At 40.8% G+C, this 13,592-nt stretch carries 11 protein-coding genes; all 11 read right to left on the bottom strand.

All coding sequences use genetic code 11. The annotated features are described in order from the left end of the window. Nucleotides 1-39: 39 nt before the first annotated feature. The 11 genes from clpB to ybeY all read right to left on the bottom strand — a co-directional run bounded on the left by clpB (nt 40) and on the right by ybeY (nt 13,581). Complete coding sequence (clpB, locus tag ACLJJ6_RS04595) at nt 40-2,646, bottom strand: ATP-dependent chaperone ClpB (protein WP_412990250.1); 2,607 nt, start codon at nt 2,644-2,646, stop codon at nt 40-42. 38 nt (nt 2,647-2,684) lie between these two features. After that, the gene (locus tag ACLJJ6_RS04590; protein ID WP_412990249.1) at nt 2,685-3,491 is read right to left on the bottom strand and encodes a Nif3-like dinuclear metal center hexameric protein; all 807 of its coding nucleotides are present in this window, start codon (nt 3,489-3,491) and stop codon (nt 2,685-2,687) included. Further along, nucleotides 3,481-4,188, bottom strand: coding sequence for a tRNA (adenine(22)-N(1))-methyltransferase (locus ACLJJ6_RS04585; RefSeq protein ID WP_412990248.1), 708 nt, complete (start codon nt 4,186-4,188; stop codon nt 3,481-3,483). Before ACLJJ6_RS04585 ends, ACLJJ6_RS04590 begins: the two co-directional genes overlap by 11 nt. 349 nt (nt 4,189-4,537) lie before the next feature. Next, entirely contained in the window at nt 4,538-5,704 is a 1,167-nt protein-coding gene (gene rpoD, locus ACLJJ6_RS04580) for an RNA polymerase sigma factor RpoD (protein ID WP_412990247.1), read from the bottom strand. A gap of 23 nt (nt 5,705-5,727) precedes the next feature. After that, nucleotides 5,728-7,560, bottom strand: a complete 1,833-nt coding sequence (dnaG, locus tag ACLJJ6_RS04575; RefSeq protein WP_412990246.1) for a DNA primase — start codon at nt 7,558-7,560, stop codon at nt 5,728-5,730. Nucleotides 7,561-7,774: 214 nt separating this feature from the next. Next, nucleotides 7,775-9,853: a glycine--tRNA ligase subunit beta gene (gene glyS / locus ACLJJ6_RS04570; RefSeq protein WP_412990245.1), complete on the bottom strand. Its 2,079-nt coding sequence runs from the start codon at nt 9,851-9,853 to the stop codon at nt 7,775-7,777. After that, the gene (gene glyQ / locus ACLJJ6_RS04565; protein ID WP_412990244.1) at nt 9,853-10,761 is read right to left on the bottom strand and encodes a glycine--tRNA ligase subunit alpha; all 909 of its coding nucleotides are present in this window, start codon (nt 10,759-10,761) and stop codon (nt 9,853-9,855) included. Before glyQ ends, glyS begins: the two co-directional genes overlap by 1 nt. Before the next feature lie 263 nt (nt 10,762-11,024). Beyond that, a complete protein-coding gene (recO, locus tag ACLJJ6_RS04560; protein ID WP_412990243.1) occupies nt 11,025-11,783 on the bottom strand; it encodes a DNA repair protein RecO in 759 nt (252 codons plus the stop codon). A 13-nt stretch (nt 11,784-11,796) separates the two neighbouring features. After that, nucleotides 11,797-12,705 carry a GTPase Era gene (era, locus tag ACLJJ6_RS04555; RefSeq protein ID WP_412990242.1) on the bottom strand — a complete coding sequence of 303 codons (909 nt, stop codon included), beginning with the start codon at nt 12,703-12,705 and terminating at the stop codon, nt 11,797-11,799. 17 nt (nt 12,706-12,722) lie between these two features. After that, nucleotides 12,723-13,121 carry a diacylglycerol kinase family protein gene (locus ACLJJ6_RS04550; RefSeq protein ID WP_412990241.1) on the bottom strand — a complete coding sequence of 133 codons (399 nt, stop codon included), beginning with the start codon at nt 13,119-13,121 and terminating at the stop codon, nt 12,723-12,725. Continuing rightward, the gene (gene ybeY / locus ACLJJ6_RS04545) at nt 13,105-13,581 is read right to left on the bottom strand and encodes an rRNA maturation RNase YbeY (protein WP_412990240.1); all 477 of its coding nucleotides are present in this window, start codon (nt 13,579-13,581) and stop codon (nt 13,105-13,107) included. Before ybeY ends, ACLJJ6_RS04550 begins: the two co-directional genes overlap by 17 nt. Nucleotides 13,582-13,592: the final 11 nt, after the last annotated feature.

Below are 13,592 nucleotides of genomic sequence, written 5' to 3'. Positions count from 1 at the left end.
AAAAGGCGCAGATTTTATTCTGCGCCTTTTTGTGTAGACTTATTTTTGAGAATCTGAAATGTTTTGAAAAACAAGGTGATCAGAAACAAGGTCAATTTTTACTGTTGTGTGTGACCTGATTCGTTGTGAAATGATTTCTCTAGCTAAAGGTGTTTCCACCATATTAGAAATGTAACGGCGCAATGGTCGTGCGCCATAGGCCGGATCGTACCCCTCTTTAGCTAGCCACTCTTTAGCAGCATCTGAAATTTCCAACTTAATTTCTTGATCAGCTAACCGTGCGGAAAGTTGCGCAATCATTTTGGCAACGATCTTTTCGATTGCTTGCAGGTTTAGTGGTGTGAACATGATAATATCATCGATCCGATTTAAAAACTCCGGTTTAAACTTTGTTTGGGTTAACTGCAAAACTGCTTGCTTTGTCTGTTCAGAAATAACTCCCTGGTCATCTACACCGTGTAGCAGTAATTCGGAGCCAAGGTTAGAGGTCATGATCAGAATTGTATTTTTAAAATCAACTGTTCGCCCCTGTCCATCTGTTAGACGACCGTCGTCTAACACTTGGAGAAGAATATTAAACACATCAGGATGTGCTTTTTCAATTTCATCAAATAACACAATGGTATAAGGATTACGCCGCACAGCTTCGGTTAATTGGCCACCTTCTTCATAGCCGACATAACCTGGAGCTGCACCAACTAAACGAGAAACCGATTCTTTTTCCATATATTCCGACATATCGATTCGCACCATCTGCTGTTCCGAATCAAATAAATTTTCGGCTAACGCTTTGGCAAGCTCAGTTTTCCCCACTCCTGTCGGTCCCAAAAACATAAACGAACCCAAAGGTCGATTGGGATCCTGCAGTCCCGCACGCGAACGTAGAACGGCATTCGAAACAGCATTTACCGCTTCATCCTGACCCACAACCCGTTCATGCAGGCTATCGGCCAAATGCAAGAGTTTTTCGCGTTCGCCCTTTACCAATTTGTTGACCGGAATGCCTGTCATTTTGCTGACGACATCCGCAATTTCAGCTTCGGTGACTGATTGTTCGACTAACCATTGATCAGATCCTTGCTGTTCTTTTTGCTGCAAGTCACGTAGCTCTTGCTCTAACTGTGGAATCACCCCATGTTGGAGTTTAGCCGCTTGTTCAAGATCATAACTATTTTCTGCTTCTTCCAGTTTGTGTTTAGCATTATCAAGTTCGGATCGTTTCTGATTGACGACCTGGATAGCTTGTTTTTCAGATTCCCATTGCTTTTGCAGATGGTTCTTTTTTTCTTTTGTATCTGCCAACTCAATTTTGAGCTCCGCCAAGCGTTTTTTCGAAGCTTCATCCGTTTCGTTTTTTAAAGCTGTTTCTTCAACTTCCATTCGCATTAATTGGCGATTCGTCTGATCTAATTCAGTCGGGCTTGAATTCATCTCCACACGAATAGTAGCCGAGGCTTCATCAATGAGATCAATTGCTTTATCAGGAAGAAAACGATCGGTGATGTAGCGATTAGACAAATTGGCAGCCGCTACGATTGCATTATCATGAATCTTAACGCCATGATGAATTTCAAAACTTTCTTTCAACCCACGTAAAATGCTAATTGTATCTTGCACAGAAGGTTCTTTTACCATAACCCGTTGAAAGCGGCGTTCTAAGGCTTTATCCTTTTCCATATATTCACGATACTCGTCTAACGTCGTTGCGCCAATTAAGTGCAATTCGCCTCGAGCCAGCATTGGTTTCAACAAGTTACCGGCATCCATGCTGCCTTCAGTTTTCCCTGCGCCAACAATGTTATGAATTTCATCAATAAATAAAATGATTTGACCGTCAGCCTTCTTTACTGCCTTCAAGACCGCTTTTAACCGTTCCTCAAATTCACCTCGGTACTTGGCACCAGCAATCAAAGCCCCCATATCCAACGAGAAGATCGTTTTATCCTTTAAATTATCAGGAACGTCTTTACGCGCAATCCGCTGGGCAAGTCCTTCAACAATGGCAGTTTTACCCACACCCGGTTCGCCAATTAAAACCGGATTGTTTTTGGTTTTACGAGAAAGAATGCGAATGACGTCCATAATCTCTTCATCACGCCCAATAATCGGATCCTGGTGACCTTCGTGAACGAGTTTGACCATATCAACACCATATTTTTCCAATGCTTTATACTGCGTTTCTTGATCTTTAGAAGTCACGCGTTCCCCACCTCTCATATCTTTGATTTTTTTGGCAATAGCCTGACTCGTAACCCCTTGTTTTTTTAGGTAGGTAGCCAAAGGATCCTCTATTTCTAAGAGCGCCTGTACCAGCACTTCAGTAGCAATGTAATCATCTTCTAGTTGCTTTCGAATCCGTTCGGCCGCTTGAAATAAATTAAACAACGAACTGCTCAAATTTTGACCATACTGGACGTTTTCCCCTTCGACCACGGAAATTTCATCCAGCTCACGATCTAACTCAGTTTGCAGCCGCTGGTTTTCAATTCCTAATTCATCCAGGAGAATGCCAGCCATCTGATCGGGTTGGCCTAAAAATTTAAAGAGTTCTGGAACCCCGATCACTTGGTGCTTCCGGTTAATTGCAATTTTTTGCGCTTCCGCTAGTGCTTCTTGTGCAGCATTGGTAAATGAATCTGGATTCAAAACGATTCCCCCAATCGGTATAACTTATGTGAACTATTTTAGATAAACGTAAATGGATCGGTATTAACCTGTGATTCGACTATCTGAATTTGATTGTCCTGCACAAGCTCCCAACTACGGAACAAACGAGCAAGCTTTGGAACACAAATTTTCTCAACATTATGTCCAGGATCGATTGCAGAAAGTCCTGCCGCCAACATATCATGACCGGTATGATAATAGATATCTCCCGTGATAAAGACCTCAGCTCCATTTTTGAGCGCCTGTTTATAGAACTTACCACCATCACCGCCAAGGACCGCAACCCGCGAAATTTGCTTCTCTGGTGCCTGACTTACAAAGCGTAATCCCTTAAGATCAAAAGTCCGCTTAAGTTTTTCGGCAAGGTCAATGACACTAATCCGGTTTGGCAAATCTCCGACGCGCCCCATTCCAAATGTGTGGCCGTTGTCATCGGTATAGCCATCCAGCAAGCGTTTAACATTTGTTAAACCAATCTTGTCAGCAAGCCAATCATTCATCCCATTTTGAGCTGCGTCTAAATTGGAGTGAGCCGCATAAACGGTGATGTTATGTTTAATTAACTGCGCATACATTTGCGTTTGTGGATCCGCCAGGTCAAGTCTATGAATGGCATGAAAAACTGCAGGATGGTGGGCAATAATGAGATCACACTTTTTAGTGATGGCTTCTTCGACAACTTCTGGGCGGACGTCCAAAGTGACTAGTACCCGCGTGAAATCAGACTCTAAATCTCCAATTTGAAGTCCAATGGGATCACCGGGCTCTGCTAAGACACGCGGCGCAAATTTTTCAAATTCTTGAATAAAAGAATTAATTTTCATTTTGTAAAACCTTCTTAATCAACTTAGACTTTTGCTGCAATTCGGCAATATGTTCTACTGGAATCTGCTGTGCTTGTTTCATTTGCTTGATCGCCTTTTCCACCCGCTGTAACTCAGCTTGCCATTTTTTGGTAAAAACTGAATTTGGGAGTTTTTCAAGCAACAGCGGACCAAACAATAATTGTGCATCCGTATAACTGATGGGTTGCGATGTGCGATCTGCAACAATGATTTCGTAGATATGCCGGTCCTCTGCTAAGATTTGTTCTCCGGTAATTCGATAGTCGTGTTGCATTAGCCATCTGCGCACCCGGTCCTCACCGACATTTGGCTGGAGGATCAGGCGAGAGACACCTGCAAGTTTTTCTTTACCTGCTTCTAAAATATTGGCAATTAGAGTGCCCCCCATACCAGCAATCGTAACCGTATTTATGTGGTCATTTGCTTGAATTACCGCAAGTCCATCCCCCAAACGAGAAGAAATAACAGTTTCAAGACCGGCTTTCGTAATTTCGTTGGTCGCATTCTGATGGGGTCCTTGAGCGACTTCACCCGCAATTGCAAATTCAATTATGTGATTTTGGGCTAAGTAAACTGGTAAATAGGCATGATCAGACCCGATATCTGCTAGCCGGGCATGACGACTAACTGAATCAGCGACAAGTTGCAGACGTTTAGATAAATTATTTGCGTTCATTAAAAAGTTTCCTTTTATTTTACTTTTATTTTTTATTATATCACGCACACCAATTTTCAAGGTTGGTGAATGATTTTTATTCTGGGTGAAGCATGCCACTCCTTCTTCGAATTCGATAGTGCCATCCAAAGTGTCGAAGTTTTTTTGTCGCTGCTTTTTTTGCAAGACGATTCCATCAAATTCATTTGCAAGGTTGCAACGGCAAAATACATACTCAAAAACACTCTTTTTAGAATTTGATAACACATTACCGTTAGTTTTCTCTTTCCTAGTCACTTTTTTTTAAAACAAAAAAGGATTTAAAGTAAAGGGCGTACTTTACTTTAGATCCTCTTTCGTTAGATACTAATTATTCCAAAAAATCTTTTAACTGTTTTGAACGAGATGGATGGCGTAATTTACGTAACGCCTTGGCTTCAATCTGACGGATTCGTTCACGAGTCACGCCGAAGACTTTACCAACTTCTTCCAAGGTCCGTGTACGCCCGTCATCTAGGCCAAACCGCAACCTTAAGACGTTCTCTTCACGATCTGTTAACGTGTCTAAAACACCTTCCAATTGTTCTTTGAGGAGTTCATAGGCGGCATGATCAGCAGGGCTGGTTGCGTCCTGGTCTTCGATAAAGTCACCCAGATGCGAATCGTCCTCCTCACCGATTGGAGTTTCTAAAGAAACTGGCTCTTGAGCAATTTTTAAGATTTCACGAACTTTTTCGGTTGGCATATCCATTTCAGCCCCAATTTCCTCTGGGGTAGGTTCGCGCCCCAAATCTTGGAGTAATTGACGTTGAATTCGGATTAACTTGTTAATTGTTTCAACCATGTGGACTGGAATTCGAATTGTCCGCGCTTGGTCTGCAATGGCACGGGTAATGGCTTGACGGATCCACCAAGTCGCATATGTTGAGAACTTGAATCCTTTGCGGTAATCGAATTTTTCAACGGCTTTCATCAGCCCCATGTTTCCCTCTTGAATCAAATCAAGAAATTGCATGCCACGGCCAACATAACGTTTTGCAATAGAAACCACCAAACGGAGGTTAGCTTCTGCCAACTCTTGTTTAGCACTTTCCTCACCCTTTTCAATCCGTAAGGCAAGGTCCACTTCCTGCTTAGCAGTCAGCAATGGCACCCGGCCAATTTCTTTTAAATACATCCGAACAGGATCATTAATTTTAACCCCTGCTGGTGCCTTGGTATCATCCAGTTCTTTTTTACTGATTTTTTGAGCTTTCAAGGCATGTGTACTTGGATCGCCATTTTCATCGACAATACTGATACCGGCATCTTCAACTTTTTGAATTAAATCATCAATTTGTCTTGCATCCAATTTAAAGGGAATGGCAATTTTATCAGAGAGCTCATCATATTGAAGTTGTTTAGCTGACTTTCTAGCTTTGATTAACGCATTAACTTCTTTTTTATAAGCTTTTGTATTGAACACATTCTCAGAATTTTTTTCACTTGTTGCTTGTTTTTTTGTTGTTTTACTAGTTGTTTTTTTTGTTTCTGCCATAGTTAAGTCCCTCCGTGAACGTGTTATGCCCCTTGACGTTGCCGATATAATTCAACTAACTCAACTGCCAATTTTTGTTGCAGTTCCGTATTTCCCATTTTCTTAGCTTCATCTAAAGACTTATTTTTAGCTGCAATTTGTTGGCTGAGAGGTGCCTCAGCCGTGATAACTTTGATATAATCGTTGACCGATTGATCGATATTTTCGTCATCTAGATCTTGTAAATCTAATTCTGCAATAATGTTTTGCAGCTTAGTATCATGCACAAAGTCCATAAACGCTGCCGAATCGTAAGTTTGATGATTTTCAAAATAACCCGAAGCAAGCATATAAATCGTTTGGTAAGTTTCATGCACAAAATGAAAATCTGGTAATCCGGCCAACTTTAACCAAACATTATGGTCATAAAGTAAGTAGTTAAGTAACCGTTGTTCGGCCAATTCTACTTTATCTAATTTAACTTTTTGGCGGTGATATTCTTGAACCTGAGGCGTTGCCTGTCCTGGTTGAGTGCCTTGGTCTTTGTGAACTGCGATTGCTTGCTGTGAATGAACTTGCCGTAATTGTTGTCTAAGATCTTGTACCTGAACACCAAATTCCTTGGCTAGTTGATTCAAATAAAGATCCTGTTCAACACTTGAAGTTAATTTACTAATCTCTTTTAGTGCCCCTTCAAGATAACTAAGTTGGTCTGCCTCATTACTTAGATTAAAATCACGTTTCAAGTAGTCTAGCTTGAATGCGGTAGGCGTCAAGCGTGCTGAATGAACAATTTCAGAAAATTGTTTTTCCCCGTACTGACGGACATATTCGTCTGGATCTAGTTTGTTAGGAACTTCAATCACACTAAGCTGCAAGCGACTGTTCGCGCTAAAAGCATCCAGCGCACGATTAATGGCTGCTTGCCCAGGGTCATCACCGTCGTAACAAATATCTAGTTGCGCGGTCGTGCGTTGCAGCAGATAAATTTGTTCATTGGTAAAGCTAGTACCCATTGAAGCAATCCCATTCATCACTCCCGATTGATACGCGGCAATAACGTCCATAAAACCTTCAAATAAAATTGCACGCTTTTCTTGTCGAATTGCTGAACGTGCCAAGTCGAAATTGTACAAAACATTTCCCTTGTTAAAGATTTTTGTTTCAGGACTGTTTATATATTTGGCTTGCGAATCTGCCTTGTTCAATACCCGCCCAGAGAATGCAATCACATGACCTTGCGGATTCTTGATCGCATACATGACACGGCCAAAAAAACGATCGCGTAATTTTCCCTGCTGGTCTTCAATAAAAAGACCAGAACGGCGGAGTAACTGATAATCAACCTTTTTCTCATCAAAAAATTCTTTTAATAACTGTTCACCAGGTGCAAAACCTAACTGAAATTTATTAATAATATCATCAGTTAGCCCCCGTTTGTGCAGGTAATCAAGAGCTGGCTGTCCCATCTCTGTATTCAGTAAGACATGCGTATAAAGCTTTGCCGCTTGATCATACAAACTGATTAATTGGCTCTGTTCACTGCTAGCCGGTGATGCTGCCGTGGTTTCGCTATAGACTTCGGGAAGCTCGATATTGGCAAAATCCGCAACTTGACGAACAGCCGCGGGAAATTCAAGATGATTCAGTTCCATCAAGAATTTGAACACGTTGCCTCCGCGTCCACAACTAAAGCAGTGAAAAATCTGTTTTGACTCTGAAACTGAAAAGGAAGCTGTTTTTTCTTCATGAAAAGGACATAGGCCAAAAAAATTTTTACCCTGTTTTTTTAATTGAACGTACTGACTAATGACGTCCACAATATTGACAGAGGTTCGAATCTGATCAATCAGATCTTCTGGAATTGTTCTTGCCAAAAACGATGACCTCCCCTCAAGTGCACACTCCACCACAATATCGACACATAACAAATAATACCGCCTTGAAATAGAAAAAGCAATTAAAACGGCTCAAGATTTCATCAATTTTGTGTGACAACTTTCGCACCAAAACTAGCGATTTAACTTTCCTAAAGAAACGATCCCCACCAAAATTACTGCAAGGTAATTAAAATGGAGATCAGTTAAGCTGTTATTTGACGACTAGTTCCTTTAAATTCCCGATTGAGAAAATCAATCTTGCTAAAATTGTTAGTTGATTTAATCGATTTTCACGGATTTTTTTATCGTCAACCATGATCATAGTTTGGTCAAAGTAACTTTCAATTAGCGGTCTTAATTTTTGGAGTGCTTCGAAGTTTTCATTAATCGTGCGGTCACTCGCCTTTTCTTGGACGGCTTGAACGCCTGCAAACAGCGCCTTTTCTGACTCGTTTTCAAATAAATCCGGATCCACAACTAGCTTTTGACCCGTAATTTGTGACTTTTCCGCAATTCGAATAACACGAGTCAATGCTTCGATATTTTCTTTAAAGTTTTGGTCGTTCTTATGGCTCTCTAAAACCTTAGCAGCATCTAGCATATTTAATATATCGGTGTTACTGCCATTTGTAACTGCCTCGACAATATCGTAACGCGCTTTCTTATTTGAGAACCACTGGCGAACACGGTCTTTCATGAACTCACGAACATCATTCGCATGTTGTTTAAAGTTAAGGTCGAAGGTAGCCTGATTTTCTTGTAGATCTTTAAGAAAATCTTCTTGCAAATCCTTGATTGGAAAATGCCAATTCTGATCGCGGGTAATGCGCACAATTCCTAGAGCTTGACGACGCAAAGCATAAGGATCGTTGGAACCAGTTGGGATTAAGTCAACTGCAAAAAAGCTTCCAATATCATCAAACTTGTCTGCAATGGCAAGGACGGCTCCGACCTTTGTCTTGGGAAGTTCACCGTCAGCACTAATTGGCATATAGTGTTCCCGAATCGCAGTTGCGACTGCTGGGGATTCGCCTTGCAAAAGCGCATATTTTTCGCCCATAATACCCTGCAATTCTGGGAATTCACCCACCATGCCGGTCACTAAATCAAACTTATAGATTTCACTTGCCCGTTTAACCGCAGCTAATTCCGATTCAGTCAGTCCAACAAACTTACCTAATTCTTGAGCGATCAGTTGGACACGTTCCATTTTCTCGTACATTGTTCCAATTTTATCGTGAAAACTGACTTTCTTTAGTTTTTCAACAAAATAATTAATCGAATGTTTCTGGTCCTCATGATAGAAAAAGGCAGCATCTTCTAAACGCGCAGTGAGGACCTTTTCATTTCCGCGAATCACATTATCTAAGTGTTCGCGATTACCATTTCGAACCGAAACAAAGTTAGGCAATAATTTGCCCGTTTGACTGCGGACATAAAAGAATCGTTGATGATCACGCATCGAAGTAATCAGAACCTCTTCTGGAATTTCCAAATACTTTTCATCAAAATGACCTGCAAATGCCGTTGGCCATTCTACCAAGTTATTTACTTCCTCCAAGAGATCTTGGTCAAGCTGGATTGTCCAATCGAAATCGGCTGCCAATTGGTCAATTTGATCTTTAATGACCTGTTTTCGCTTAGCAGCATCAGCCATAACAAATTCATTTTTAAGATCATCTTCGTAATCGGTTGCCTGGTCAATGGTAACCGGCTTACCAAGAAAACGATGTCCTTGTGAAAGGTTACTTGCGGTGACATCCAGAATACTAAATGGCACCACTTTATTATCTAAAAGGGATACTAACCAACGAATGGGACGGACGTATTTAAAATTAAAATTTGCCCACTTCATCATTGTTGGGAAGTTCATTTTCATCACAACGTCTTTTAGTTTGGGGAGAACTTTTTCGACTGGTTCGCCAACTGTTTTTTTAGTGACATAGACATATTCTGTGCCCTTTAATTCTTTGAACGTAATGTCATCAGTCGTAACGCCCTGACCGCGTGTGAACCCAATCGCCGCTTTTGACCAATTACCTTCCTGGTCCAAAGCAATCTTCTTCGCTGGGCCTTTAACTTCTTCTGCAATATCAGTTTGCCGCTCAGCAAGGCCACTAATCAAAACGGCGAGGCGGCGAGGCGTAGAATAAGTTTGAATTTCTGAATAATCAAGACGCTGATCAGTCAAGAAATCACTGACCCGTTTTTTCAATTGAATGATACTGGGCGTCACAACATGCGCAGGGATTTCTTCTAATCCAATTTCCAGTAAATAGGTATGTGCCATTATTTTGTGACCTCCTTTTTGGAATCAGTATCTTTTAATAGCGGAAAACCAAGTGCTTCGCGTTCTTGAACAAAAGCTTTGGCAACCGATTTTGCCATATTACGGATTCGTGATAAGTAGCCAGCACGTTCAGTTACTGAAACAGCACCGCGTGCATCCAGCAGGTTAAAGGTATGGCTGCACTTCAAAATATAGTCATAAGCTGGATGAACCAAGCCGTTTTTGATCTGAGCCTTTGCTTCTTTTTCATAGTCATCAAATAAGTGTAACAACATTGCTTGATTGCTTTCTTCAAAAGAATACTTAGAGTGCTCATACTCAGGTTCTTTAAAAATTTCACCATACTTGACCCCATGGCCCCATTCCAAGTCAAAGACAGAATCCACATTTTGGATGTATGAAGCTAGGCGTTCAAGGCCATAAGTAACCTCGCTGGTAACGGGCGAAACTTCAAGACCTCCAACTTGCTGGAAGTAAGTAAACTGTGTGACTTCCATACCGTCCAGCCAAACTTCCCAACCAACACCAGCGCACCCCATTGAAGGATTCTCCCAATTATCTTCCACAAACCGAATGTCGTGTTCCAAGGGTTCAATGCCCAGCGCTTTTAAACTACCTAAATAAAGCTCTTGGATATTTTCCGGTGATGGTTTCATGATAACTTGAAATTGATGATGTTGGTAAAGACGGTTAGGATTTTCACCGTAACGGCCATCGGCAGGACGACGAGAAGGTTCCACGTAAGCTGCGTTCCAAGGTTCCGGACCGATTGCACGTAAAAATGTGTATGGACTCATCGTTCCTGCACCTTTTTCAGTATCGTAGGCCTCCATTAACATACAACCTTGATCTGACCAATAATGCTGCAACTTGAGAATAATGTCTTGTACAGCTAATTTATCTACCATTATGTGTCTCCTTTTTATTTCTGAACACAAAAAAACCTACGCAGAAGTAATCTACGTAGGGACGATTTATTCGCGGTTCCACCCTACTTCTGACAAAAAATGTCAGCAGCTTAATTTGCGAACTCCGAAACGCCAACTTTTGAATTGTTTACTTAGTTCCACCACCCTAAGCTCTCTGAAAAACCGGTCAAAAGCCCTTTTCATCATCGTTCAGTATTGAATTCTATCTAATCATAATTTAATTGATTCTCAAAGTCAACTCTCTATCCCCAAGAATCCATTGTATCAATAAAATGTTTACTTTTCAGGCTTAAACCCACTTCATCTTGATAAATAAGATCAATCACGGCCTTTAACTTCGCCTTAGTGCCATGATGCACGCCAATCGAGCGCACGTTATCGAGATTCACTGAACTTAGCTTTTGCAAGTAATAAACCGTTCGTTGATCCAAATGAGCTCGCTTGGGATCTAAGTGCCAATGATTTTGGCATAATAATCCACCGGAAGATTCCGAGTAATCCAGGGGTAAATCCGTACGGTGGCAAACAATACAACCACGCCACTCCTGTTGAACGCCAAAAACAGGAAGTAATTGAAGTTCAAAAATGTGGGTGATTATCTGGGCATCTAAGCCCTGATCAATTTTTTCCATAGCACTGATCACCCGATCATACCAAAAAGGCACAGGGTCACCATCAGGAAAAGCACTATCGATAAGGTTCAAGATGTAAGTTACATATGCATTTTTCTTAATGTCCAGATTGATTTGCTCAAATTGCGTAAGTGTTTTCTCAGCATTCAGATAACACAGCCCTTTTTCTTTGATCAAACCCACGTATGTTCCAGTTGTAAAAGGTAAAATTGCAGCTGCTAATTTAAAGCCTTTTTTCCGAGCGCCCCGAATATAAAACATTTTTTTGCCAAATTCACGGGTAAAAAACTTCACCAACTGGTCACGCTCACGGTAATCTTTTCGATACATCACAATTCCCTGAAATTGTGTGGTTACTTGTGCTGCCATGCCTTATCTCCTGTTAATTATCTTTTCGATAACCATATGATTGAAGCAAGTTTTGTTTATCACGCCAGCCCTCGGAAACTTTCACCCATAATTCAAGATAAACTTGATCGCCTAGCAGATGTTCCATATCCTGACGCGCCAGGCTGCCAATTTTTTTAAGCATTGAACCGCCATGTCCAATAATGATTCCTTTTTGGGTCGGACGATCCACAATAATGGTGGCTTGAATATGAATTTTACGTTTATCCTGACGTTTCAGGCTATCAATGACCACCGCTACTGAATGTGGAACTTCCTGACGGGTCAGCATCAGAATCTTTTCACGGATAAGTTCAGCCACAATGAAACGTTCGGGATGATCCGTAACTTGATCTTCAGGATAATACTTAGGTCCTTCTGGTAATTCGGCTGCGAGCGTATCGACCAATTCCGAAACATTGTTCCCCTGCGTTGCGGAAATGGGAATAACCTCTTTCCAATTTAAGGCGTTCTTATAATCATCCATAATTTCAAGGAGCTTATTAGGATTGATTAAATCGATTTTGTTAATCACTAAATAAACAGGATTTTTAATTTGTTTTAAGCGTTCAATAATGAAATTATCGCCAGCGCCCCGTTTTTCATTCGCACTAATCATAAACATTACAGCATCTACTTCATTAAGTGTCGATAATGAAGCTTGCACCATGTAATCGCCTAACTTATTATGTGCTTTATGGATGCCGGGGGTGTCGATAAAGATGATTTGTTCCTTTTCCGTGGTATAAATACCCTGAATTTTGTTTCTTGTCGTTTGTGGGACATTGCTCATAATGGCAATTTTTTGACCAAGAACATAATTCATAAAAGTTGATTTACCGACATTCGGCCGCCCAACAATTGCGATAAAACCAGAATGAAAGTTTGTATTTTTGTTTTCCAAAATTTTTCTCCTATTTCTTAATGAACGATTAATAGCCAAATTTTAGGGATGAAAATTAATAACCCGATTATACCAGAAAAAAATGCGGTAATTAAAACCGTTCCTGCTGCCATATCTTTAATGTGTTTGCCAAGTTCGCTATACGTTTTACCGGTGACCAAGTCCACGAGATTTTCTATCACCGTATTTAAAACTTCTGCTACCAGAACACAAGCAATACAAGCAATTATCCAATACCATTCACCTAGCGAGATACGCAACCCCAAGGCAACCAATAAGACTAATAAGGCCAACGCCGTATGAATCCGCATATTCCGTTCCTGTTGAAATACACGGGTAATCCCGCTCCAGGCATGATTAAACGATTGCCAAAAGGTATGATTTTTTTCTATTTGTCGATTATTTTTTAAGGCCATAAGCGTTTAAGATCTCTTTCTGCAACGGAAACATTATTTTTTGATCTTCTGGTTTCATGTGGTCATAACCATTAAGATGTAAAAAGCCATGAACACAAAGAAATCCTAGTTCACGTTGATATGAATGCCCTAAATATTCGGCTTGTTCTTTAACCTTATCAACTGAAACCATCAAATCACCAATATTAGGAGCGATTTCTTCCGCCAATTCTTCATCCAGAATAATGGGATCTTCATCAGCATCATCCTCAATTGCAAAACTAATCACGTCAGTTGCACGGTCAACTTGACGGTAGGTTTTGTTAATTTGTTGAATCTCGTCGTTATGCATCAGTGTGACGGACATTTCCGTATTAGACGCTAATTTGAGATAATCTCCGGCAAAATTCAAGACATTTTGGATTAAACTCAGGTTTTCTGCAGGCTCTTGATCTGTGTGATCATAAATTTGAATATCCATGTTCTAAATTT

The sequence above is a fragment of the Pediococcus siamensis genome, from assembly GCF_047220215.1.
Taxonomy (GTDB): Bacteria; Bacillota; Bacilli; order Lactobacillales; family Lactobacillaceae; genus Pediococcus; species Pediococcus siamensis.
This window is presented reverse-complemented; position numbering and strand designations above follow the sequence as displayed.